Genomic DNA, 22,793 nt, shown 5'->3' with positions numbered 1-22,793 from the left:
GGGACGGAATAAGTCTTGGGCGGTCGACAACTGGGGGGACCGTCGGACGACTCGGCTACCGACGGCGGCAGTCACCACTGGCACGCGGGTTTTTGTCCTCCCCCCGAGAGCCTCGCGTATGGAGTACACCACCCTCGGAGACACGGGAATGACCGTCTCGCGCATCTGCCTGGGCTGTATGAGCTTCGGCGACCCCGACTGGCGCGACTGGGTCCTCGGCGAGGAGGAGGGGACGGAACTCGTCGACCGCGCGGTCGAGTTGGGGGTCAACTTCTTCGACACCGCCAACATGTACTCGGCGGGCGAGTCCGAGCGAGTGCTCGGGGAAGCGTTGGGCGAGTACGACCGCGACGAGTTCGTCGTCGCGACGAAGGGGTACTTCCAGATGCGCGACGGAGACCCCAACTCCGGCGGTCTCTCGCGCAAGGCCATCCAACAGGAACTCGACAACTCTCTAGAGCGACTGGGGATGGACACGGTCGACCTGTACCAGACACACCGCTGGGACTACGACACGCCCATCGAGGCGACCATCGAGGCACTCGACGAGGCCGTCCGCCACCGGAAGGCTCGCTACGTCGGCGCGTCGTCGATGTGGGCCCACCAGTTCGCGGAGGCGCTACACGCCGCCGACCGCCTCGGACTGGAGCGGTACGCGACGATGCAGAATCACTACAACCTGCTGTATCGCGAGGAGGAACGGGAGATGCTCCCGTTGTGCGATCGAGAGAGCGTCGGCGTCATCCCGTGGTCGCCGCTCGCGCGTGGGTGGCTCACGCGTCCCGTCGCGGAACTGGACTCCACGACGCGCGGCGAGAGCGAAGAACACGCCCGTCGCCACCCGTACCTGGAGGGTGGCGGCGACGAGATCAACGCCCGCGTCGAGAAGTTGGCCGACGAGAAGGGCGTGAAGATGGCACAGATCGCGTTGGCGTGGCTGTTCGAACAAGAGGAGGTAGACGCGCCCATCGTCGGGACCACGAGCGTCGAACACCTCGAGGATGCGGTGGAGGCGCTCGACATCTCGCTGTCCACCTCGGAGATGGAGTACTTAGAAGAGCCGTATCAGCCGGTTCGCGTCTCGGGCCACGAGTAACCCGTACACTCGGTAGCGGGACCAGCGACTGTTTCGGAGGATTACGACGAAGTCGTCAGGTCACGTGGATCTTCTCGTTCGTCGGCGATGGCTTCCACTGTGTCGGGTGAGGAGACGACGCACCCCGGTCGTCGAGAACTCGGCCGTCACGCTGCCAACGTTCGTCACCGACGCCACGCCTCACCTACCAGCGTGGTCGGGTACACACAGTATTGATATATAGCATAAATTTGGATACTATTCTACATTAGTTACAAATACTTATAGATGACAAAATCGAGGATGTGGTATGGCAGGCCATAACCGACGGACCTTCCTGAAGCTCAGCGGCAGTGTACTCGGCGGCGCCTTCGCCGGGTCGACTGTGGTAGCGGCGGAGCGGTCGGATCGGTTCATCGTGAAGACGGAGGAGGAGAAACGACTCTCCGACCTCGACATCGTCTTCGACCTCCCCGAGATTGGCTGTGCTGTCGTCCGCGGCAGCGAGTCGGACGTGCAACAGTCGAGGGCGGTGAAGTCGTACGCACCGGACCTCGAAATCGAGACCGCAGATCCCTCTGTGAAGTCACAAGCGTACGAAGGTGAGGCCGTAGACGACGAGTCCTATGCGTACCAGTGGGACAAGCAGGACCTCGACGTCCCGACCGCTCACCAGACTACGAAAGGTGAAGGGACGCGGCTCGCGGTCATCGACTCGGGCGTCGACGCCAGCCACCCCGATCTCGAAGTGAATACCGACCTGTCTCGGGACTTCACCGGAGACAGCCTCGGTGCGGGTGTCCCCGGTGGTGGCGACCACGGGACCCACGTCGCGGGCATCGCCGCGGCACAGACGGCAGGGACGACCGGTGTCGCCGGAACCGCTCCGGCGACGGACTTAGTCGATTATCGTGTGTTCTCCGACTTCGGTGGCACGAACGGCGCGTTCTCTATCCTCCTCGCCGCCGTCGTACAGGCGGCCCGGGACGACTGTGACGTGGCGAACCTATCTCTCGGCGCGTACCCGATCCCTCGAGAGGGACTCGGGAGCTTCTACGGCGGGATGGTCAACAAGGCGATGACGTACGCGAACAAGGAAGGCACGCTCCTCGTCATCTCCGCGGGCAACGAAGCCGCCGACCTCCAACACGACGGGAACGTGATCAGCCTGCCGAACGAGGGCGCACAGGCACTCTCTGTGGCAGCGACCGGCCCGGTCGGCTACGGCTACGCGCTGTTCGCGGGGGAAGACCTCGAAGCATCGCCGGAGTCACCGTCGAACTACACGAACTACGGGACAAACGCAGTCGATCTCGCCGCCCCCGGCGGTGACTACCGTATCAACGACAGGTACCTCGCTCCACTCGTCGATGAGATCCCTGCGTACGCGTGGGACCTCGTGTTCAACACTGTCTCGACTCCCCTGACCGACGACGACGGCAACTACGTCGGCTCCGAACCGGGATACGCCTGGAAGGCCGGCACCTCGATGGCCGCGCCGAACGTCGCGGGCGCGGCCGCCCTCGTCAAGAGCGTGAACCCCGACTACAACGCGAACCAACTCGAGAGCGCACTAAAACGGGCCGCCGACGTCCCCGACGGGTACGACAAGACGTACTACGGGTCGGGCTACCTCAACATCGTCGACGCGCTGTAACTCGGCCGCTTCCGACCGAGTCCCCTCCACGAATCCCGTCGCAAATTCCTTCTGGTCGACGTATGTACCCGCCGTTCGCGTACGACGTCACCGACCGACGCGAGGACGCTCGTTCGGCCACTCGCTCCGACTGACCAGAACCCGTCGAGCGATCGAGAGGGCCCAAACGGCCACGTATGGCCTGGTTAGTCGCCGTACAACTATGGACGACCCCGTCACAACCCCGGCTATGCACGAGTCGGTGACCCAAGCACTCCCCAAGCAGTCGACGTTCGAGTGTTCCTGCTGCCGGACGCGCGTGCCGTCAACGTGGGTCGACTACGACATACTCGGGTACAGTATCTGCCCGGAGTGTGGGGCGACGCAAAGTCCGCTGACGGGCTTGCGGTTCGCCGCAGGAGGAGCCATCCAATGACCGAGGGGAGCAACGAGGGCGGGCAAACCCCCCGAATTAACACCCGGAGCACGCGAACGGTCGGTATGGGTTGGAGCCCCGTCGAGACGACCGACCGGTACGACGAGTGGGAGCGTGCGGACGGACTCGCGACGATCCGTCTCCGCGAACACGCAGACGGGAGCGTCGTCGTCCGTGTGGACAGACTCGAACAGGCACCAGACGGGCGAGCGTACCGCCGTCAGCGTGTCGAGGACCGAACGGACGCCGAGGCGTTGCTCGCGGAGTGGAAAGTCGAGTTCGACCGCGACGACGCGGCGTAACCGGGGGCGACCGCAGTTGAGGACCGTCGTCGTCAGTCGCCGTCCTCGGACTGGAAGCGTTTGGTCGTCTCGACAAGTGGGTGGCGCGCGTAGTCGACCACCTCGATGTCGGTGATCGAACCGAGTCCCTCCTTGCGGGCGGTCTTAGCCATCCCCAAGTCGACGTGGTCGGCGATGACGATGACGTACGCGTCCATCTCCTCGATGCCGAGGCGGTGGGCCGCCATCACGCGGTGGTGACCGTCGGCGAGGACGAGCGTGCCGTCGTCTTCGAGTTCGCCGCTCTCGTTGGGGTTGTCGATGACGACGAGGGGTTCCGCCAGTCCGCGTTCGAGTTCGTAGCGGCGACCCTCCAACTCGTCGGCGTACACGCGCGCCTGCGTCGGTAACAGCGCACTGAGCGACACTGTTCGGCGCTCCTCGGTCGTGCCGACGCCGTGAATCTCTTCGAGCGTCCGCATCAGTTTCCCAACCTTCTCAGGCGTCGCTCGTTCGATCTGTGAGCGGATCACGTCTGTGTTAGAGATGATGCCGACGAGGTTGCCCGCATCGTCGACGACGGGGAGTTTCTGGATGCCCGACCGCAGGATGACCCGGGCGGCGTCGTTGACGTTCATCTCCGGGTGCGCGACGATGATGTCGTCGCTCATCACGGTGAACACCGGCGCGTCGGTGTCGGTCAACAGGAGGTCACGCGCGGAGACGAAGCCGACGACCGTCCGCCCGTCGGTGACGGGGAAGCCGTTGTGGTTGCTGTCGATGATTCGCTCGGCCGCCTCGCGAACCGTGTCGTCGGGCGACACCGTCGCCACGTCACGGGTCATGTACGCCTTCACCTTCGGCTTCGACGCCGTGTGCCGGGTGTCGCTCATTCGTCGGCGCTTCGGCGGGCGACGTGGTAAGGGTTCCTCACCAGAATCAATCTTCGTCGGGGAACCGCAGTTCACGCTCGGCGGTTCGCACGGGCGCAGATGGCGCGTCTGCGAGCGTCTCGAAGAGTCGTCCGGCGATGATGTCGTCGACGATATCAGCGAGCGTCTCTTTCGACCCGTCCTCCACGTCCGCGAGGATACCGAGCGGAATCTGCGCACCGGCCATATCCGCGTGCCCGCCCGCAGAACCGATCTGAGAGAGGGCGTCGCGGAGCGTCTCACCCAAATCGAGGTCGGCCCCGCGCGTCCGACCGGAGACGTATATCACGCCGTCCTGATAGCCGTACACGACGGTCGTGTTCACGCCCTCCATATTTAGGAGGTGTTCGGCCGCCTGCGCGAGGGCGTCGCGGTTGCGTATCTCACCGACGCCGGAGGCCAGTGCCGTCCCTCGCTGGTCGCGGTTCTCGATAGCCCGCGCCAACACGTCGAACACCGCGGGGTCGACGCTGGGAGACTCGACCCGTGCGAGCACGTCGGTGTCGACCATCGGCATCAGGTACGCGGCGGCGTCGAAGTCGGCTTCTGCCACCTCACGGGTGAACTCTTTCGTGTCGATTCGGATGCCGTACAACAGCGCCGTCGCGAGGCGTGAGTCGGGCGTCAGCCCGAAGCGATCGAGGTACTCGACGAGCAGCGTGGACGTCGACCCCACGCCGTCACGGAGGTCGATGAAGCCCGCGTCGACCGGCTCTCGCGGTGGGTGGTGGTCGACGACGATGATCGGTTCGATGTCGTCGGGGAGACTGTCGTTGACGCCCGGTCGCGAGTGGTCGACGAGCGCGAACGCGTCGAACTCTTCGCGTGGGTCGTCGTCGGGGTCGAGTCGGCGCATCCCGATGTCGAGGAGGTTCACCAACGCACGGTTCTCCTGGTGAGAGATGTCGCCGTAGTAGCACGCCTGCGCGTCTGTGCCAGCGAACTGTGCGACGCGAACGAGTGCGACCGCCGCGGCGATGGCGTCGGGGTCGGGGTTGTCGTGAGCGACGACGGCCAGTTTGCCGTCGACCGACCGCAACGCCCGCGCCATCCGACGGAGGCGGTCGGCGCGAACGCCCGTCGACACGTCGAGGATGCGGTCGGATTGGATTCCGATCGGGTCGATGACGCGGTCGGCGAGCTCTCGCATCGCTCGGAGGTCGGCCTCGGTGGCGTCCTCGCCGGCGTACGCGACGAGCATCGCGTCCGGAAAGTGTCGGTGCGCGTGGTCGGCCGCCGAGAGGTTGTCCGTCGCGGACGGGCCAGCGACGAAGACGATGTCGGCGTGGTCGGGGTAGTTCGTGGGGTCTAACGGGTCGGCTTCGGCCGCCGAGACGTGTTCCTCGCGGAGGGCAGTCGCTCGACCACTTTCGTCGGTGATGACGTGGAGTTCTCCCTGCCGACCGGACAACTCCTCGATTATGTGGGTTCCGAGGCTGCCACACCCCAACACCAGCCGGCGCATTACAGCCGTGAATCGGTCCCGGCCGGGAAAAACGCTATCGTCCGCCGACACACTGAGAATGATTCGCGTGGGCCGCTACCCGCGTCGCTGGGAGCGTGTGTCGACGTACTCGCGTGAAGAAACCGAACTGCAGCGGGCAGAGGCTTCGCTTCGACTCCCTTACGGGAGGATGGTCGTCGCGGCCGCCTGTGCCGTCTCGATGACCGGCGGGAAGCCGGGCAACAAGAGGACGGTCGCGACCGCGGCGAACACGACGGCAGCGTACAGCGCCGTCGGCGTCGAGCCGAGTTCGAACTCGGTGACCGGGTCGTTGAGCCACAGCGCCTTCACGACGCGGCTGTAGTAGAACAGCGACAGCGCGCTGTTGACCGCGCCCACGGCGGCGAGCCACCAGAAGCCGGCCTCGACCGCGCCGGCGAACAGGAAGTACTTCGAGAAGAACCCGCCGAACGGCGGCAGGCCCGCCAGCGAGAACATGAACACGGTCATCGCGACGCACGCCAGCGGCGCCTTACTCGCCAGCCCCGAGTAGTCGTCGAACGTGCGGCCGATGCCCCAGTGTTCCGCCAGTGCGACGAACAGGAACGCACCCGTGTTCATAAAGCCGTACACGAGGAGGTGCGCCATCGACGCACCAAGCACGTTGCCGCCCGCGCCGCCAGTGAAGGCGGCGAGGCCGATGAGTGCGTAGCCCGCGTGCCCGACCGAGGAGTACGCCAGCATCCGCTTGACGTTCTCCTGGGTCGCGGCGGCGAAGTTCCCGAGCGTCATCGTGACGACCGCGAGAATCTGGAACAACAGCACCCAGTCGATGCCGACGTCGACCGGGAAGCCGGTGACGAACACGCGGAACGCCACCGCGAACCCGGCGGCCTTCGAGGCCGACGAGAGGAACCCGGAAACGGGTGCGGGCGCGCCCTCGTACGCCTCCGGCGCCCAGAAGTGGAACGGGACGGAAGCCGTCTTGAACGCGAAGCCGCCGGCGATCATCAGGATGCCGACGCCGGCGACGCCCGAGAGACCTTCCATCCCGCCCGAGAGTGCCTCGTACACGTCCGGCAGCAGGAGGCTGCCCGTCGCGGCGTACACCAGCGAGATACCGAAGGCGAACACCGCCGACGACAGCGCGCCGATGAGGAAGTACTTCAGGCCCGCCTCGACGCTGCCGGTGTCACGCTTGAGGAACGCGACCAGTGCGTACGACGGCAGCGAGGCGAGTTCCAGCGCGACGAACGCGACCGCCAGCGAGTTGGCGGCCGCCATCAGCGCCATCCCGGTCGCGGCGAACAGCACCAGCGAGTAGAACTCCGCCTGGTACGCCTTGTCGCTGAGGTAGTCGAAACTCGCCACCACCACCAGCGCGGTGACAGAGGCGAACAGCGCCTGGAAGAACAGCGTCATCCCGTCGACGACGAGCGAGTCGCCGTACAGCGAGATGGTGCCACCGGTTCCTGGCTGTCCGGTGCCGGCCCCGAGGAACCATCCGGCGAGGCCGAGCGACGCCAGCGCACCGACCGTGCCGACGCCTGCGAGCAGCGCTGGGTTGGAGTCTTCGGGGTTCACGCTGTCGATCACGATCAACAGCAGCCCGGTCAGTGCGAGCGCCAGCGCCGGCGCGAGTGCGGTCCACTCGGGGAGCGAACTGCCTTGCAAAAGGACTGGCTCCATCAGGCACCACCCCCGACGACCGCGACGACCGGCTCGATTGCGTCAGTGATCATCTCGAAGAAGATGCTGGGTGCGACGCCCAGCGCGATGGTACACAGCAGCAGCACCGCCAGCGGTGCCACGTCGTGGAACGCCGCGCGCGACACCTCGTAGTCGGTCTCCAGGCGGAACTCTCCGAACAGCGTCCGCTGCATCGCGAACAGGAGGTAGCCCGCCACGATGACGATGCCGAACATCGACGCCGCCGTGAACAGCGGTGCCGACGGGATAACCGTCGAGGCGAACGCGCCCTGGAAGATGAAGTACTCGGCGGCGAACCCGGCCATGAGCGGGAGGCCCATGTAGCCGAACGCGCCGGCGATGAGGATGCCCACCGTGATGGGCATCCGGTCGGCCATCCCGGACATGTCGCCAACCATCCGCGTGTGGGTGACGTTGTAGATGACGCCGACCGCCATGAACATCAGCCCCGAGATGAGGCCGTGTGCGATCATCTGGAACGTCGCGCCGCCGACGCCGAGTGCGGTGTACGCGACGAGGCCGAGGATGACGTACCCCATCGACGAGACGGAGGAGTACGCGACGATGCGCTTGAGATCCTGTTGGGCCAGCGCGAGCATCGCACCGTAGATAACCGAGATGACCGCCACCGCGGCGATTGCACCCGCCACGAGCGGGCGAGTCGCCACGTCCGGCAGCATCGTGAAGTTGAACCGCAGTAGGGCGTACGTCCCCATCTTCAGGAGGACGCCCGCCAGCATCACCGACACCGGCGTCGGTGCTTCGACGTGGGCGTCCGGCAGCCACGTGTGGACCGGGACGACGGGCACCTTCACCGCGAAGCCCGCGAACATCGCCACGAACGCCGCGAGTTTCAGCGTCGCCGGGTCGAGGCCGACGAAGCCGCTCAGTTCACCCGCCTGCAGCGACTGGGTGATCTCCGGCAGTCCGAACGAACTGACGGGGAGGTTGAACACTAACGCCATGAACGCGATGAACATCGCGAGGCTGGCGATGTTCGTGTACACGAAGAACTTGATCGCGGCGTACTTCCGGCGCGGGCCGCCCCACACGCCGATGAGGAAGTACATCGGGACCAGCACGGCCTCCCAGAAGACGAACCACAGGAAGAAGTCCAGCGCGGTGAACACGCCGATGAGGTTCGCCTCCATGAACAGCATCAGGCCGTAGAACTGCGACTGGCGCGCGTCGATGGGCGTCCACGCCGACAAGATAGCCAGCGAGGTCAGCACCGTCGAGAGAACGACCAGCGGCAGGCTGATACCGTCGACGCCGACGAACCACTGGAGTTCGTAGCCGAAGGCGGTGAGCCACTCGATCTGTGTCTGATAGGCGATGCTCCCAGCCATAAGTGCGTTCCCGCCGGCGTCGAAGCCGGCCCACATGTACAGACTCCCGACGACCGGGAGGAGGCTCAGCCCGAAGGCGAGCTTCCCGGCGTACTTGTCGGGCGCCAGCATCACGACCAGCGCGGCGAGGAACGTGAATCCGATGAGTGCTTCGATTATCACAGTAACCACCCCCCGAGAACTCCGAACAGCACAAGCAGGACGGTCAGTCCGAGTGTCACCATCGCGGCGTAGTTGCTCACCACGCCGGTCTGGATGCGCCGGATGCGCGAGCCGGAGAACAGGCTCACGCTGGAGATGGCGTTGACCGCGCCGTCGACGACGCCCTGGTCGAAGGTGTCAGCGACGCGGGCCAACGGGAGCACGACCCGATTCGCGATGAACACCTGATACTCGTCCTGGTAGTAGTTGTCGTACAGCAGGTCCGCGAACCCACCGAGCTTCTGCGTGTGCTCGACCGGTTCCGGCACCGCGTACAGGCGACGGGCGACGAGCAGTCCCAACAGCGCGAGGCCGAGCGAGACGGCCGCGCCCACGAGCACCGTCGTCACTGAGCTGCCGCCGATGTACGCCGAGGAGTACGGGTCGATCTCCGCGTAGTGGTGGACCGTCAGCGGCGTCGGGCCCAAGTCGAGCCACGAGTGCAGGAAGTCCACCTCGAGGCCCGTGAGATACTTCACCGGCGCGAGGTTGACCGCGCCCGCGACCGTCGCAAGGATGCCCAGCACCGCCAGCGGCCCCTTCACGTTCCACCGGACCCCGTCGGGGTCGGCTGCCTGCTCGGTGCGTGGCTCACCGTGGAAGGTGAGGAACACCATCCGGAAGGTGTAGAAGGCCGTCACGGGCACCGCAAGCAGGCCGAACGCGTAGCCGACCAACAGCAGCGGCGACCCGTCCAAGCCGTGGATGAGCGTCTCGAAGAGAATCTCGTCTTTCGACCAGAAGCCAGCGAACGGGAAGATACCCGCCAGCGCCAGCGACCCGGCGAGGAACGAGTAGTAGGTGACGGGCATCTTGTCTTTCAGCCCGCCCATGTCCCACATATTTTCGTTGTGGTGCATCGCGAGGATGACCGACCCAGCGCCGAGGAACAGCAGCGCCTTGAAGAACGCGTGAGTCAGCAGGTGGAAGGTCGCAGCCACGTACCCGCCCGCGCCGAGCGCGAGCATCATATAGCCGTACTGCGAGATGGTGGAGTACGCGAGCACCTGCTTGAGTTCGCGCTTCACAAGGCCCATCGTCCCGGCGAACAGCGCCGTGAAGCCGCCCACGAGCGCGATGATGCCGAGTGCGGTCGGCGAGATAGCGTAGAAGCCGTACATCCGGGCGACGAGGAAGACACCCGCAGCGACCATCGTGGCCGCGTGGATGAGCGCGGAGACCGGCGTCGGGCCTTCCATCGCGTCGGGGAGCCACGTGTGCAGCGGGAACTGCGCGGACTTGCCGATGACCCCGCCGAGGACGAGGAGGCCGACGACGGTGAACCACGCCTGCTCACCGAGGCCGAGGAACGTGTTGACCGTGTGTTCGCCCGCGAGCGCCTGTTCGGCGAGGACGGGGAACGACTCGGCCCCGCCGAACTGGGCGGTGCCGAACGTCGCGAAGACGGCGACGACGCCGACGAGGAAGAAGTAGTCACCGAAGCGGGTGACCAGGAACGCCTTCTTCGCCGCCGACGGCGGGCCGGGTTCGCGGAAGTGGAAGCCGATGAGGAGGTACGAGCACAGCCCCACCAGTTCGAAGAACATGAACGCCATCAGCAGGTTGTCGGCGACGACGAACCCGAGCATCGAGGCGGTGAACAGGCCGAGGCCGGCGTAGTACCGGGGGAGGCCCGTCTCGCCGTCGTCGTTCATGTAGCCGAGCGAGAAGACGTGGACCAGGAGGGCGACGAGCGTCACGATGACGAGCATCATCGACGACAGCGGGTCGATGAGGACGCCGAACGTCAGTTCCAGCGGCGCTTCCGCGCCGGGGACGGCCCCGACGGCCCACGTGTAGAGTGTTTCGTCGTACGTCTCGCCCCCGGCGACCGTCGCGGCCATCGCGATGGAGAGGACCAGCGAACCGGCGGTCGCGGCGATGCCGGGGATGGCACCGCCTTTCGGCAGCAGGTCACGGCCCGAGAGGCCGACCCCGACTGCGATCAGGAACGAGAGGAACGGGAGCAGTACGATGGCCGGTGCGAAGTCGAAGATTCCTGCCATAAGTTACCACCTCATCGTCGTCGCTTCGGTCACGTCCACGTCCTTGAAGTTCCGGTACAGCACGAGGATGATCCCGATACCGATCGCGACCTCGGCGGCCGCGAGCGCCATCGTGAACAGACTGAACGTCTGCCCCGTGACGTTGCCCCAGTAGAAGGAGAACGCCACGAGGTTGATGTTCGCCGCGTTGAGCATCAACTCGACGGACATCAGGAACAACAGCGCGTTCTTGCGCGTCAGCAGGCCGAACACGCCGATGCAGAACACGGCCGCCGACATCACCAGGTACGCTTCGGGCGGAGCGAACATCAGTCGTCACCCCCCCGGAACGTCTCTTTGATCTCTCGACCGCCGTCGGCGAGGACGTCGCCGATGCCCTGCTCGTCGTCGCGCTTGGCGAGGAATACCGCGCCGTCGATGGCGACGTCGAGCGCGATGGCGATCAGGATGAACGCGACGACGAAGCCTTCTCCGGAGACGACGGCCCCGGAGATGACCTCGGCATCGATGTTGAACATCGCGTAGCCGATACTCGCGGTGATCGACGCCCCGCTCGTGAACCCGGCAGCCTCCCCGAAGGAGGCCTGCAGGAACACGGCCGCGAGGACGGCGAACAGCGCCACCGCCGCCAACCCGGGAACGAGGTGCCCCCCGAGTTTCAGGCGCGGTCGCGTGCTCGAGCCGTCGCTCACGCCTCGAACACCTCCATTGCCTCCGGTTCACCCTCCCTGCGCACCAGCATCACGGCGAACGTGATGAGGATGAGAACCCCGCCAACGTAGACGAGGATCTGCATGGCGGCCAGGAACTCCGCCTGTAACATCACGTAGTGCACCGCGACGCTGAGCAGCGCGGCCCCGAGGAAGAGTGCGGAGTGCCACACGTCCTCCGCGAGCACCACGCCCAGACTGCTCCCCACCGTGACGATGGCGAACAGCGCGAACGCGATAGTCTCTACAACCATTACCCGACACTCCCGGCGGAGTCCGTTTGAAGGTTTCGAGAACGCTTCGCGCGTGTGCGGCGTAATGCGCGTGCAGGGACCGGGATGATCGGTCGGACAAACGGGCACTCACGACTACGTGTGTGACACCGAACAGCAGCAAACAGACACTGATACGGCGTCTATCGAGTGATACGTGGAGCGCGGGGGTTCGGCGTCGACCCGAATCGAGCGGCGAGACGAGTGCCGCGGTGGCCGCGTCGCTGTCGAAGCACGGTGAACGGGTGGAGAACCCGGATGGTCGACGACCGCGTCGTCGACGATTACTGGTAGTCGACTTCGCCGTCGCCCTCGCCGATCCACGCGTTGCGGTCGGGGTTGCGGGAGTTGAGCGGGTCGATCCCCTTGTACCAGGGAACGTTCTTCAACTGCTCTTTGTTGTAGACGAAGTCGTCTTTCGTGTCGGCGGTGAACTCGAAGTTCTGCGTCAGCAGGATGGCGTCCACCGGACACACCTCCTCGCACAGGCGGCAGTAGATGCACTGCCCGATGTGGAGGTTGTACTGTTCGCCGTTGCGCTGGTCGTCCTGCACGATCTGGATCGTGTCGTTCGGACAGACGTTCTCACACTGGCGGCACCAGATGCACCGCTCCTGAGAGAACTTGTGGACCCCGCGGAACCGCGGGCTGACCTCGGGCGCGACGTCCGGGTACTCGACCGTGAACGTCTTGCCGTCCAGCGCGTGCTTCATCGTCGTTGCCATTCCTTTGAGTAGTCCGATCATAGCGTTTGGAGCACCCCCACGATGACTGCGGTGAGGACGAGGTTCGCGAACGAGAGCACCAGCATGCCCTTCCAACCGATCTCGATGAACTGGTCAACGCGAAGCCGCGGCACCGCAGAGCGGAGCCACTGCGTGAGCAGGAAGAACGCCCAGATCTTCGCGGTGAACCAGACGATCCCCAGCGCCTCCGGGCCAGGCCCGGCCGGGCCACCGAGGAACAGCGTCGCCGCGATAGCGCCGCCGAGGAAGATGTGGATGAACTCACCCAGGTAGATGAGCACGAAGTAGACGGAGGAGTACTCTGTCTGGTACCCGGCGACAATCTCTGTCGGCGCTTCGGGGATGTCGAACGGGTTCCGCCCGACCTCCGCGACGTTCGCCACGACGAACAGCACGAACGCGAACGGGTTCACGAGCGCGAACCACTGCGGGATCGCGATCCCGGCGACGCTGATGAACGTCGCCTGCTGTGCCGCGACGATTTCGCTCATCCGGATCGATCCGGTGAACAGCACCACCGAGATGCCGGTGACGATGAGGGGAATCTCGTAGGCGATGTTGGACGCGACGGCGCGCAGGCCGCCGAGCAGGCTGTACTTGTTGTTCGACGCGTACCCCATCATAATCAGCCCCAGCGAAGCGATGGAGGAGGCGGCGAACGCGAACGCGAGTCCCGTCTCGGGGTCGGCGAGGTGGATGCCGCTCCCCATCGGGATGACCGCGAAGCCGAGCAGCGCCGAGAACGGAATGAGGAGCGGACCCAGATCCCACGCGGGACGGTCCACGCCCTCCGGCACGATCAACTCCTTCGAGAGGAGGCGCACCGCGTCGGCGACGATGACGAACAGGCCGAACGGCCCGATCCGGTTGACCGCGATGCGGTCGGTGAACGCCGCCGTGATCTTCCGTTTCGCCCACGGGCCCGCGAAGGCCGTGTTGATGAGCAGGAAGTTGGCGATGAGGAACGCCCCCAGTAGCGCCGCGACCACGTCGGCCGCGAGGCCGCCGAACGGGAGCAGGTTCACGATGATATCCGGCAGCGGGGTCATCGAGGACCCCTGGAGCAGTGCCCCACCGGTCATCTGTCCACCTCACCGAGGACAATGTCCAGGCTGCCGAGTGCGGCGATGAGGTCGGGCACGTACTCGCCCTCCGCCATCTCCGGCAGCGTCTGGAGGTTCGAGAAGCACGGCGACCGGATCTTGAACCGAGCCGGCTTGTCCGTGCCGTCCGAGCGCATGTAGATGCCGAGTTCACCCTTCGCGCCCTCGACTGCGCGGTAGATCTCGGTGTCGTCGTCGGGCTTGAGCGTCCGCGGGACGTTGGCCTGGATGGTGCGGTCCTCCTCGGGCCAGTCTTCGAGCAGGTCGATACACTGCTCGATGATCTTCGCGGACTCCTCAACCTCGCGCAGGCGCACGAGCAGGCGGCTGTAGTTGTCACAGCCGTCCTCGGTGACGACGTCCCAGTCGAGTTCGTCGTAGTAGCCGTACGGGTCGTCGCGGCGCAGGTCGTAGTCGACGCCGGAGCCACGGGCGACCGGGCCCGTCGCACCGTACGACTTCGCGACCTCCGGAGGCAGGACGCCGGTGTCGATGGTGCGCATCTGGAGGATCTCGTTCGACGAGATGAGGTCGTGGTACTCCTCCAGCGCCTCCGGCAGGTCCTCGAGGAAGTCGCGGGTCTTCTCGAAGAACTCCTCGCGGGGTTCGGGCAGGTCCCAGACGACCCCGCCCAGGCGGAAGTAGTTGAACATCAGCCGCTGACCAGTGAGGTCTTCGAGGATGTTCTGGGTCTTCTCGCGGTCCCGGATCGCGTACATGAAGATGGCGGTGAAGTCGCCGTACACGTCGAGCGCGAACGTCCCGACCGCGAGCATGTGCGCCGCGATACGGCACAGTTCCGCGCCCATCGTCCGGATGACCTGTGCGTACTCGGGCACCTCGATGTCAGCCATATCCTCGGCCGCACGCGCGTACGCCCACTCGTTGAGCAGGCCTGCCGAGATGTAGTCCCAGCGGTCGGGGTACGGCATAATCTGGTGACGATAGGTGCCGTTCTGACAGATCTGCTCCTCACAGCGGTGGAGGTAGCCGATGTCGCTCTCGACGTCGGCGACCTGTTCGCCGTCAAGGACGGTTTTCAGGTGGAGGACACCGTGGGTCGCGGGGTGGTGCGGCCCGATGTTGAGGTACATCGTGTCGGTGTCCTGTTCGTCGCGCTGGTCCGGGTTGAGCGGGTTCGCGTGCTCGCGCAGGGGGACGACCTGCGGTCGGTCCTGGTCGTAGTCTTCGGCCAGGGGGTGGCCCTGCCACGTCTCGGGCAGGAGGATGCGACGCAGGTCCGGGTGGTCGTCGTACTCGATGCCGACGAGGTCGTACGCCTCTCGCTCGTGCCAGTCGGCGGTGCGGAACACCGCTTCGCCGGACTGCGAGACGGGGTTCTCGCGGTCGGCGGGAACGACGATGCTGACTTCCTGGGTCGGGTCGTCGTACTTCTTCAGGTGGTAGATGGACTCGTAGCGGTCCTCGTACTCCTGGGCCGTGACACACGAGAGGTGGTCGAAGCCGGCGTCGTTCTTCAGCGTGGAGAGGACTGCCTGCACCTCGTCGGGTCGGACGACGTAGCCGGGCGCGTTCAGGTGCTCCTCGCGGCCGATGACGTGGTCGCCGAGCAACTCGGCGATCTCGTCGGCGGTCTGTGCCTCGACGGTCGCCGGAACGTCCGGCTCTGGTTCTTCCAGACTCATGGTTATGGGGAGTCCGCCCAGTTGTAGCGCATCACGAGGTCGTCCTCGTTGATTTCCTTGGCGAGTTGCTGGACGATCTCGTCGCGGTCGAGGTCACCGAACTGTTCGAGTTCGTACGGCTTCACCGTCACCGGCGACGACTCGCCGTTGGCGATGCGCTCCTGCAGTTTGGCGACGCCGTACACCAGCGCCTCGGGCCGGGGCGGGCAGCCGGGGACGTGGATGTCCACCGGGATGACCTCCTCGGCGCCCTTGATCACGTTATACCCCTCCTGGAACGGACCGCCGGAGATGGTACACGAGCCCATGCCGATGACGAACTTCGGCTCGGGCATCTGGTCGTACACGCGCTTCATCCGCGGCGCGAACTTCGAGACGATGGTCCCGGGAACGATGATCACGTCCGCCTGTCGCGGCGACGCGCGCGGGACACCCGCGCCGAAGCGGTCGAGGTCGTGTTTCACCGCGTAGGTGTGCATCATCTCGATGCTGCAGCACGCGATACCGAACTGCAGCATAAACATCGAGGAGCCGCGCACCCAGTTCATGAACTTGTCGAACTTGGTGAGGATGAACGGCGAGGAGCCGAACGCTTCACGCAGCTTCGAGTTGAAGCGGTTGTCCTCGCCCGTCATCCGGGCGTCCCGGGTGTCGGTCAGTACGTCGCTGTCGTCCGTGACGAACGGTCTGTTGTCGCTGCTCATTGGTTCGTACGCTCCGTCTTCTGTCTCGCTGCACGCGGGCTAGATGCCCACTTCACAGCGCCCTGTCGCCACGCCCACACGAGACCGACGACGAGGATCCCGATGAAAATCAGCATCGGGAGCAGTACCGTCGCGAGGCCCACACCCGACGCAAGCGCGGACTGGTAAATCACCGTCCACGGGAAGATCAGGACGGTCTCGATGTCGAACACGACGAACAGCAGTGCAACCATGTAGTACTGGATGTTGAACTGGATGCCCGTCGCCGATCCCGTCGGGATCTCACCGGACTCGTAGGTGGCGCTCTTGCCTTGCTCTGGCACGCTCGGACGGAGGATCGCGGACACGGTCATCATCCCTAGTGGGATGCCCACGCCCATCACCGCCAACGCGCCGATCGCTATCCATGGATTCATACCGGGTTCTCCGTATCGTACGTCGGTTTGGAGCCCCCACAGATAAGTGCTTCACTTACGCGTGCCCGCGCGGACCGCCGCGTGGAGCGCTAACACGGTGGCGTCCGTCGGATCTGAACCGACGAGAATCGCCACTCGCCCGCCCGCTATCGGCCGTCGTCTCGGCGTGACTCGCGAAAGCCCGCGACCCCCAGATCGTGGAGGGCAGCGGAGACGTCGGCGACGCCGCCCTTCAGGTTCTCGTGGTAGTCGACGAGTCGCTCTTCAATCACGTCGTGTTCCCGCGCGAGCACCTGCGCGGCCGACAGCCCCGCGTTGAACGACTTGCCCGCGTCAACGGCGACGATGGGCGCGCCCGTCGGCATCCCGATGACCGAGTCGACCGACTTCTCCTGCACCGGCACACCGATCACTGGGATCGGATACGCGATGCTCGCGGTCATATTCGGGAGGTCCGCAGACTTGCCGCCTGCACCCGCGATGATCACGTCGAGGCCGCGGTCGTCGGCCGTCTCCCCATACGCGTACAGCAGTTCGGGCGTCCGGTGGGCGGAGACGACGTACGCCTCGTAGGTGAAGCGAGCGTCGGGCACGTCGTGAAAGTCGGTCTGCTCGGCGAATCCGAGTTCGTCGAGGGCGTCGAACGCCCCCTGCATCACGTCCAGATCCGAGTCCGACCCCATAATCACGCCTACGTCGGGCGTCGTCGCGGGGTCGGCGTCGCTGTTCGCCTCCGATTCGAGTCGGTCGATGAGGTCGGCTACGGTCGTCATAGTGGGTGTGTCGTCGGTGATGTCGTCGGTAGTGTCGCAGTCGCTCGACTCACTCCTCGAACGTCAGGCCGTCGCGCAGGTCGCGGGCCCGAGCGAGTAGTTCGTCGCGGTCGGCGTCACGGTCGTCGCCGTCGCCGATGAGCGTCAGGTGGCCCATCTTCCGCAGGGGCCGGGCCTCGTGTTTGCCGTACCAGTGGAGAGTGGCGTTCGGCGCGGCCAACACGTCCTCGACGCCCGAGAGTCGGGCCGCAGTCGGTTCGGCTACGTCGCCGAGGACGTTCGCCATCACGGTTGGGGACCGTGCCTCCGCAGTCGCCAGCGGCCATCCGAGCGCCGCACGGACGTGTTGCTGGAACTGCGAGGCCGTCGCGCCCTCGATGGTCCAGTGGCCGGAGTTGTGCGGGCGCGGGGCGACCTCGTTGACCAGCACGTCGCCCGCGGCTCGCGGGTCGCTTCGCTCCCCGCTCGCGTCCGAGGCGCTCCGCGCCTCGCTCACCTCGAACAACTCCATCGCGAACACGCCGCGCCCGTCAAGCGTCTCTAAGGTGTCGAACGCTACCTCGCGAGCACGCTCGGCGACCGCCGCCGAACACCGGGCGGGCGCGACCGTCTCGCGAAGTATCTCCTCGCGGTGGACGTTCTCGACGACGGGGAACGCCCGTCGCTCGTCGTCGCCACGCACCGCGACGACCGACAGTTCCCGCTCGAAGTCGATCAGTTCCTCGGCCATCGCGCCATCCTCGCCCGCGCCGACCTCCGCGAGTTTCGCGGCGTAGTCGTCGCCCGGGTGGACGGGGACGTTCCCGCGGCCGTCGTAGCCACCGGTGCGGGCTTTCAGCATACAGCCGTCGAATCGCTCCACGGCGTCGGCGAGGTCGGCGGCGTCGTCGACAGCGACGAACTCCGGGACCGGGACGCCCGCGTCGGCGAACGCCCGCTTCTGCACGAGTTTGTCTTGGATCGTTCGCAGCGCCGCCGGCGAGGGATTGACCGGCACGTCGAACTCCGCCTCGACGGCTTCGAGGAGGTCGGGGTCGGCGAGTTCGATCTCGAGCGTCAGTGCGTCGGCGCGGTCGGCGAGTTCGCGGACCGCGTCGGGGTCGTCGAACGACCCTTCGATCTGGTCGGCGACCCGCGATGCGGGGCAGTCGGGCGTCGGGTCGAGGACGACCACGTCGACGCCCATCGGGGAGGCCGCCTCCGCGAGCATCCGGCCGAGTTGACCGCCGCCGACGACGCCGAGCGTCGGACCTGGACACGTCGGGTTCACGGACGGCGGTTCGGCACCTCCTCGAATAAATCTTGTCTCAGACGCCGGCGAATAGGCACGAACGCGCATACCTCCGCGGTTCGGTGGTCGCCGGATGCGGCCGGTCGTTCACGCGGGCGTCAGCGGACGACCGGCCAGTGCACCCCGACGGTCGCCGTCGGGTGCGGTGTCGTCGGTAGCGACGTCGACGCTCGCCGACGCACCGGACCCACTGCGCGCGTTCGCCAACGCCTCGTCGTCGATGAACACGACGATGTGTTCGGTCCAGAGGCGATAGTCGTACTCGCGGGCGGTGTACCCGTCGAGCATCGTGGTGAGGCGGTCGGCGTCCTGCGGCTTTGCGATGACGACCGGCGGCATCTCGTCGGCGGGCGGCAGTCCATCGAAGCGAGCCTCCGGCGGCGTCGACGTCACCTCCGCGTCGTGGAGTTCGAGGTACCACGGCGTCGGGAGCCGCGAGTGCCAACTCGGGCCGCCGGGGGGCATCCGGTCGACGCTCGACTCGTCGGAGACATACAGTCTGGTGCCGCGCGTCGTGGACGTCCCGACCCACAGCACGTCCGTCCCCTCGTTGTTGCGGGCGACTGCGCCGGCGTCCTGTAACGCCTGCTTGTAGGCGTTCTCCGGTTGCGCCCACTGGAGCACCTGTTTGTCCTCTGCCGACGCAGAGTTCCAGTAGTCGGCGGTAGGAGCGACGACGCCCGCGACGGCCGCGAGGACGATGACACCCGCGAGCGCCGCCGTCACGGCGTCGTCGCGCGTTATCGACACGTCGAGCGTGTCGACGATGTACGTCAGACCGACCGCGGCCGGAATCGCCAGCGGGAGCGTGATATGGACCGCTGCCCACGGCGCTTGAATGTCGGTGGCGACGGGGTAGCCGACGACCGACGCCAGCCCCCAGTACGTCGCGAACGCGACCAGCGGGCGGGTTCCACGCTCGGTTCCGTAGCCGTCGGCGAGGAAGCCAACGGCCGCGAATACGACGAGGACGCCCGACCCGTACGCCATCGTCTCGAGAATGTCGTACAGGAACGGTGCATACGGGTGGCCCGAGTGGTTGCCCGACGCCCACGTGCCCCAGAACTTCTCGCCCGCGCCCCACGTCGCCTCGTACCAGACGCCACCGAGCGTCGGCGGCGTCGTCCCCGCGGGTACCGACGCGAGGCCGAGCGCCTGCCACACGTCCGGTCGCGGCGCGTAGAAGAACGCCGTCGTCAGCAGGAACGTCGCGGCGACGCCGACCGCGCCGAGCGGAATCCAGACGGCGAGGTGGCCGAGATAGCCCGCCTCCGAGACGTACGCGGCGTCGGGGTCGCGCTTGCGAACCAGGCGTTCGATGACACCTCGCGTCCGCGACCCTGCGGTCCAGTCGTCGAGATAGTGACCGAGTGCGACGACCTCACCGATCAGTGCGTCCACCAGCGACCCGGTACGCCGCGCCGAGCGGAGCACGCGGTGGTCGAGGAGGAGGAATCCCGCACCGAGGAAGCACGCGAGGTACACCAGCGCGTTCTCCTTCGCGGTGAAGCCCAACCCCAGCAACACGGCCGAACCGAACAGCGGGAGCGTCCGCTTGGAGTCGACGGCGTAGACGACGAGGACGAACGCAGCGACACAGAACGACCCGACGAGGACGTCCCCGCGCATAAACCGCCCGTAGTAGACGAGCAGGGGATCGACTGCCAGCAACAGCGCCAGCGCGACCTGTTCGCGGCCTCGGAGGCGGTCGCGGAGCAACAGCACCGACAGCGGCAGTAACCCGCCGACGACGGCGACCGGGAGACGAGCGGCGAAATCCGAGGCTCCGATGATGTCGAACAAGACGTTGTTGACGACGGGCAGGAACGGCCCGTGGATGATCGGTCGGTAGAAGAACTCGCCGGTGGCGTCGAACCGGAGGATCCAGTAGCCGACGCGTCCCTCGTCCCAGTGGAAGATTCGCGCACCGAGTTCGACCGTCCGGAGGAGGAGTCCCCCGACGACGATGAGGACGACGGCGACGGTCGTCGGGTCGCCCACGCGGTCGTCGATAGCGGCGGTCAGGCGGTCGAGCGGCGACCCCGCGGGTGTGCTCGCCGTCGCTGCCGGGTCGGGCGTCGGTGCGGTCGACTCGGAATCGGCCGGGGAGGTATCGCACTCACCGGTGCCGGCGGCGGCGTCGGGGCCAGCGTCGGCGTCGGCCGCCCCGCCGTCGGCGGGCGTCCCGTCGGGGGCGGGGTCGGACCCGCCGGCGGGGTCACTCATTGCCGAGCGGTCACACGCCGCCGGTAACAACTCTTGTGTTTCCGCTTGTGTCTCGGCAGGCGTCGGACCCACGCGGCGTCGACGTGGACGGCGAACACACGGGGAGAATCGGGAGTGGTCACATCGGCCACGAGCGGTACGCATTTGACTGCCCCGACCATCGTCCTCGGTAATGACCGAGACTACACTCGGCCTGGTGGTCGCGCGATACTACGCGTCCATCGCCGAGGCGATGGAAGAGTCCGCACGCGAGGCCGTCGCGGCCCGCAACGCACGGATCACCGAGACCGTCGACGTGCCCGGTGCGTACGATGCGCCGCTGGCGGCCGACCGCCTCGCCCGCCGCGACGACATCGACGCCGTCGCCGTCGTCGGCACCATCGTCTCCGGCGACACCGACCACGACCAGGTGATCGGACAGGCCACCGCGAGTAAACTCGCGGACGTGAGCATCGACCGCGACACGCCCGTCACGTTCGGTGTCTCCGGCCCCGGACAGAGCGGTGCGGAGGCACGCGACCGCGTACAGAAGGGTGCCGAGGCCGCAGACGCGGCCGTAGACCTGGCTGAGAGCCTCCCGGAACCGGAGGTGGCCGCGTGAGCGAGTTCAGTTACGACTTCGCCGACCGCGTCGGTCGCGTGGAGCCATCGGCGACGCTCGCCATCTCCAACGCCGCGAGCGAACTGGAGGCGGAGGGCCACGACGTCGTCGACCTGTCGGTCGGCGCACCGGACTTCCCGACGCCGGAGAACGTCACCGAGGCGGGCAAGGCCGCGATGGACGCCGGGCACACCGGCTACACCTCCTCGAACGGCGTCCCCGAACTGAAAGAGGCAATCGCCGAGAAACTCCGCGCCGACGACATCGACGCCGACGCCGACGAGGTCATCGTCACGCCCGGCGCGAAGCAGGCGCTGTACGAGACGGTCCAGACGCTCATCGACGACGGCGACGAAGTGGTCCTGTTGGACCCCGCGTGGGTGTCCTACGAGGCGATGGTGAAACTCGCGGGTGGCGACCTCACCCGCGTCGACACGTCGGCGTACGGCTTCTCGCTGGAGAAGAGCCTCGACGGCCTCGCGGCCGCCGTCTCCGACGAGACGGCGCTGCTCGTCGTCAACTCGCCGTCGAACCCCACGGGCGCAGTGTACTCCGACGCCGCACTGGAGGGCGTGCGCGACCTCGCCGTCGACCACGACTTCGCGGTTATCTCCGACGAAATCTACGACGAGATCGTGTACGACGTCGAGCAGACGAGCCTCGCTAGCCTCGACGGGATGGCCGACCGCACGGTCACGATCAACGGCTTCTCGAAGGCGTACTCGATGACCGGGTGGCGACTCGGCTACCTGCACGCGAAGGGCGACCTGATCGGGCAGGCGGGCAAACTCCACAGCCACTCCGTCTCGTGTGCGACGAACTTCGTCCAGCGAGCGGGTATCGAGGCGCTCCGCAATACCGACGAGGCAGTCGAGGAGATGCGCGCAGCGTTCGAACAGCGGCGCGATATGCTCGTGGACCTGCTGGCGGAGCACGGCGTCGACGTGGCAGTGCCCGACGGTGCGTTCTACATGATGCTCCCCGTCGACGACGACGACTCGACGTGGGCCGAGGAGGCGATCCAAGAGGCGCACGTCGCGACCGTTCCGGGGTCGGCGTTCGGCGCGCCCGGCTACGCCCGGATCAGTTACGCCGCGAGCGAGGAGCGACTGCGTGAGGGCGTCCAGCGGCTCGTCGACGAAGGACTGCTCGGCGACGACTGAGCGATCGGGGCGAGCGTTTCTTACACGAACACCCGTTCTAACTCCATTCTCCGCGTTCCACTCTCCGGAGAG

At 66.4% G+C, this 22,793-nt stretch carries 22 protein-coding genes; 6 read left to right on the top strand and 16 right to left on the bottom strand.

Annotation, left to right across the window (positions count from 1 at the left end; all coding sequences use genetic code 11):
* Positions 1 to 118: 118 nt before the first annotated feature.
* The 4 genes from P0D77_RS05900 to P0D77_RS05885 all read left to right on the top strand — a co-directional run bounded on the left by P0D77_RS05900 (position 119) and on the right by P0D77_RS05885 (position 3,449).
* Positions 119 to 1,096 carry an aldo/keto reductase gene (locus tag P0D77_RS05900; protein ID WP_277555320.1) on the top strand — a complete coding sequence of 326 codons (978 nt, stop codon included), beginning with the start codon at positions 119 to 121 and terminating at the stop codon, positions 1,094 to 1,096.
* A 289-nt stretch (positions 1,097 to 1,385) separates the two neighbouring features.
* Positions 1,386 to 2,732: a S8 family serine peptidase gene (locus P0D77_RS05895; protein ID WP_277555319.1), complete on the top strand. Its 1,347-nt coding sequence runs from the start codon at positions 1,386 to 1,388 to the stop codon at positions 2,730 to 2,732.
* 229 nt (positions 2,733 to 2,961) lie between these two features.
* Complete coding sequence (locus P0D77_RS05890) at positions 2,962 to 3,147, top strand: hypothetical protein (protein ID WP_277555317.1); 186 nt, start codon at positions 2,962 to 2,964, stop codon at positions 3,145 to 3,147.
* A 65-nt stretch (positions 3,148 to 3,212) separates the two neighbouring features.
* Positions 3,213 to 3,449, top strand: a complete 237-nt coding sequence (locus P0D77_RS05885) for a DUF7543 family protein (protein ID WP_277555315.1) — start codon at positions 3,213 to 3,215, stop codon at positions 3,447 to 3,449.
* 32 nt (positions 3,450 to 3,481) lie between these two features.
* Here P0D77_RS05885 and P0D77_RS05880 read toward each other — a convergent pair whose 3' ends face one another.
* From P0D77_RS05880 to P0D77_RS05805, 16 genes are all read right to left on the bottom strand, one after another.
* Positions 3,482 to 4,321, bottom strand: coding sequence for a CBS domain-containing protein (locus P0D77_RS05880; RefSeq protein ID WP_277555313.1), 840 nt, complete (start codon positions 4,319 to 4,321; stop codon positions 3,482 to 3,484).
* Positions 4,322 to 4,367: 46 nt separating this feature from the next.
* Positions 4,368 to 5,825, bottom strand: coding sequence for a DHH family phosphoesterase (locus P0D77_RS05875; protein ID WP_277555312.1), 1,458 nt, complete (start codon positions 5,823 to 5,825; stop codon positions 4,368 to 4,370).
* Positions 5,826 to 5,984: 159 nt separating this feature from the next.
* Positions 5,985 to 7,493 (bottom strand): NADH-quinone oxidoreductase subunit N, encoded by a 1,509-nt coding sequence (locus P0D77_RS05870; protein WP_277555311.1) that lies wholly within the window; start codon positions 7,491 to 7,493, stop codon positions 5,985 to 5,987.
* Positions 7,493 to 9,025, bottom strand: a complete 1,533-nt coding sequence (locus P0D77_RS05865) for a complex I subunit 4 family protein (protein ID WP_277555310.1) — start codon at positions 9,023 to 9,025, stop codon at positions 7,493 to 7,495. The genes P0D77_RS05870 and P0D77_RS05865 overlap by 1 nt, the downstream gene beginning before the upstream one ends.
* The gene (gene nuoL, locus P0D77_RS05860) at positions 9,022 to 11,070 is read right to left on the bottom strand and encodes an NADH-quinone oxidoreductase subunit L (RefSeq protein WP_277555309.1); all 2,049 of its coding nucleotides are present in this window, start codon (positions 11,068 to 11,070) and stop codon (positions 9,022 to 9,024) included. Before nuoL ends, P0D77_RS05865 begins: the two co-directional genes overlap by 4 nt.
* Positions 11,071 to 11,073: 3 nt before the next feature.
* Positions 11,074 to 11,379 carry an NADH-quinone oxidoreductase subunit NuoK gene (gene nuoK / locus P0D77_RS05855; RefSeq protein WP_277555308.1) on the bottom strand — a complete coding sequence of 102 codons (306 nt, stop codon included), beginning with the start codon at positions 11,377 to 11,379 and terminating at the stop codon, positions 11,074 to 11,076.
* Positions 11,379 to 11,762: a proton-conducting membrane transporter gene (locus P0D77_RS05850; protein WP_277555307.1), complete on the bottom strand. Its 384-nt coding sequence runs from the start codon at positions 11,760 to 11,762 to the stop codon at positions 11,379 to 11,381. The genes nuoK and P0D77_RS05850 overlap by 1 nt, the downstream gene beginning before the upstream one ends.
* Complete coding sequence (locus tag P0D77_RS05845; RefSeq protein ID WP_277555306.1) at positions 11,759 to 12,034, bottom strand: NADH-quinone oxidoreductase subunit J; 276 nt, start codon at positions 12,032 to 12,034, stop codon at positions 11,759 to 11,761. Before P0D77_RS05845 ends, P0D77_RS05850 begins: the two co-directional genes overlap by 4 nt.
* Positions 12,035 to 12,336: 302 nt before the next feature.
* Positions 12,337 to 12,798 carry a NuoI/complex I 23 kDa subunit family protein gene (locus tag P0D77_RS05840; RefSeq protein WP_277555305.1) on the bottom strand — a complete coding sequence of 154 codons (462 nt, stop codon included), beginning with the start codon at positions 12,796 to 12,798 and terminating at the stop codon, positions 12,337 to 12,339.
* Positions 12,795 to 13,847, bottom strand: a complete 1,053-nt coding sequence (locus P0D77_RS05835; protein WP_432764839.1) for a complex I subunit 1/NuoH family protein — start codon at positions 13,845 to 13,847, stop codon at positions 12,795 to 12,797. Before P0D77_RS05835 ends, P0D77_RS05840 begins: the two co-directional genes overlap by 4 nt.
* A gap of 29 nt (positions 13,848 to 13,876) precedes the next feature.
* Positions 13,877 to 15,547: an NADH-quinone oxidoreductase subunit D gene (locus P0D77_RS05830; RefSeq protein WP_277555303.1), complete on the bottom strand. Its 1,671-nt coding sequence runs from the start codon at positions 15,545 to 15,547 to the stop codon at positions 13,877 to 13,879.
* Between the two features lie 2 nt (positions 15,548 to 15,549).
* The gene (locus tag P0D77_RS05825; RefSeq protein ID WP_277555302.1) at positions 15,550 to 16,251 is read right to left on the bottom strand and encodes an NADH-quinone oxidoreductase subunit B; all 702 of its coding nucleotides are present in this window, start codon (positions 16,249 to 16,251) and stop codon (positions 15,550 to 15,552) included.
* Positions 16,248 to 16,667, bottom strand: a complete 420-nt coding sequence (locus P0D77_RS05820; RefSeq protein ID WP_277555301.1) for an NADH-quinone oxidoreductase subunit A — start codon at positions 16,665 to 16,667, stop codon at positions 16,248 to 16,250. The genes P0D77_RS05825 and P0D77_RS05820 overlap by 4 nt, the downstream gene beginning before the upstream one ends.
* Before the next feature lie 146 nt (positions 16,668 to 16,813).
* Positions 16,814 to 17,440 (bottom strand): 5-(carboxyamino)imidazole ribonucleotide mutase, encoded by a 627-nt coding sequence (purE, locus tag P0D77_RS05815; RefSeq protein WP_277555300.1) that lies wholly within the window; start codon positions 17,438 to 17,440, stop codon positions 16,814 to 16,816.
* Between the two features lie 49 nt (positions 17,441 to 17,489).
* Positions 17,490 to 18,710, bottom strand: a complete 1,221-nt coding sequence (locus P0D77_RS05810; protein WP_277555299.1) for a 5-(carboxyamino)imidazole ribonucleotide synthase — start codon at positions 18,708 to 18,710, stop codon at positions 17,490 to 17,492.
* Positions 18,711 to 18,818: 108 nt separating this feature from the next.
* On the bottom strand, positions 18,819 to 20,957 hold the full coding sequence (locus P0D77_RS05805) for a flippase activity-associated protein Agl23 (protein WP_277555298.1): 2,139 nt from the start codon (positions 20,955 to 20,957) through the stop codon (positions 18,819 to 18,821).
* A 172-nt stretch (positions 20,958 to 21,129) separates the two neighbouring features.
* Here P0D77_RS05805 and ribH point away from each other — a divergent pair, with 172 nt between their 5' ends.
* Both ribH and P0D77_RS05795 read left to right on the top strand, forming a co-directional pair.
* Complete coding sequence (ribH, locus tag P0D77_RS05800) at positions 21,130 to 21,558, top strand: 6,7-dimethyl-8-ribityllumazine synthase (RefSeq protein WP_277555297.1); 429 nt, start codon at positions 21,130 to 21,132, stop codon at positions 21,556 to 21,558.
* Positions 21,555 to 22,721 carry a pyridoxal phosphate-dependent aminotransferase gene (locus P0D77_RS05795; RefSeq protein WP_277555296.1) on the top strand — a complete coding sequence of 389 codons (1,167 nt, stop codon included), beginning with the start codon at positions 21,555 to 21,557 and terminating at the stop codon, positions 22,719 to 22,721. The genes ribH and P0D77_RS05795 overlap by 4 nt, the downstream gene beginning before the upstream one ends.
* Positions 22,722 to 22,793 lie beyond the last annotated feature (72 nt).

It is taken from the genome of Halobaculum limi, from assembly GCF_029490015.1.
In the GTDB taxonomy this organism is placed as follows: Archaea; Halobacteriota; Halobacteria; order Halobacteriales; family Haloferacaceae; genus Halobaculum; species Halobaculum limi.
The sequence above is the reverse complement of the archived record's forward strand: the minus strand, read 5'-3'. Positions and strand labels throughout refer to the sequence as shown.

Excerpts from the sequence above, each read along its gene's own strand:
- P0D77_RS05830 (WP_277555303.1), bottom strand. The coding sequence starts at position 15,547 with ATGAGTCTGGAAGAACCAGAGCCGGACGTTCCGGCGACCGTCGAGGCA.
- P0D77_RS05820 (WP_277555301.1), bottom strand. The coding sequence starts at position 16,667 with ATGAATCCATGGATAGCGATCGGCGCGTTGGCGGTGATGGGCGTGGGC.
- P0D77_RS05825 (WP_277555302.1), bottom strand. The coding sequence starts at position 16,251 with ATGAGCAGCGACAACAGACCGTTCGTCACGGACGACAGCGACGTACTG.
- P0D77_RS05875 (WP_277555312.1), bottom strand. The coding sequence starts at position 5,825 with ATGCGCCGGCTGGTGTTGGGGTGTGGCAGCCTCGGAACCCACATAATC.
- purE (WP_277555300.1), bottom strand. The coding sequence starts at position 17,440 with ATGACGACCGTAGCCGACCTCATCGACCGACTCGAATCGGAGGCGAAC.
- P0D77_RS05870 (WP_277555311.1), bottom strand. The coding sequence starts at position 7,493 with ATGGAGCCAGTCCTTTTGCAAGGCAGTTCGCTCCCCGAGTGGACCGCA.
- P0D77_RS05890 (WP_277555317.1), top strand. The coding sequence starts at position 2,962 with ATGCACGAGTCGGTGACCCAAGCACTCCCCAAGCAGTCGACGTTCGAG.
- nuoK (WP_277555308.1), bottom strand. The coding sequence starts at position 11,379 with ATGTTCGCTCCGCCCGAAGCGTACCTGGTGATGTCGGCGGCCGTGTTC.
- P0D77_RS05880 (WP_277555313.1), bottom strand. The coding sequence starts at position 4,321 with ATGAGCGACACCCGGCACACGGCGTCGAAGCCGAAGGTGAAGGCGTAC.
- P0D77_RS05895 (WP_277555319.1), top strand. The coding sequence starts at position 1,386 with ATGGCAGGCCATAACCGACGGACCTTCCTGAAGCTCAGCGGCAGTGTA.
- P0D77_RS05840 (WP_277555305.1), bottom strand. The coding sequence starts at position 12,798 with ATGATCGGACTACTCAAAGGAATGGCAACGACGATGAAGCACGCGCTG.
- P0D77_RS05805 (WP_277555298.1), bottom strand. The coding sequence starts at position 20,957 with ATGAGTGACCCCGCCGGCGGGTCCGACCCCGCCCCCGACGGGACGCCC.
- P0D77_RS05885 (WP_277555315.1), top strand. The coding sequence starts at position 3,213 with ATGGGTTGGAGCCCCGTCGAGACGACCGACCGGTACGACGAGTGGGAG.
- P0D77_RS05900 (WP_277555320.1), top strand. The coding sequence starts at position 119 with ATGGAGTACACCACCCTCGGAGACACGGGAATGACCGTCTCGCGCATC.
- P0D77_RS05845 (WP_277555306.1), bottom strand. The coding sequence starts at position 12,034 with ATGGTTGTAGAGACTATCGCGTTCGCGCTGTTCGCCATCGTCACGGTG.
- P0D77_RS05835 (WP_432764839.1), bottom strand. The coding sequence starts at position 13,847 with ATGACCCCGCTGCCGGATATCATCGTGAACCTGCTCCCGTTCGGCGGC.
- ribH (WP_277555297.1), top strand. The coding sequence starts at position 21,130 with ATGACCGAGACTACACTCGGCCTGGTGGTCGCGCGATACTACGCGTCC.
- nuoL (WP_277555309.1), bottom strand. The coding sequence starts at position 11,070 with ATGGCAGGAATCTTCGACTTCGCACCGGCCATCGTACTGCTCCCGTTC.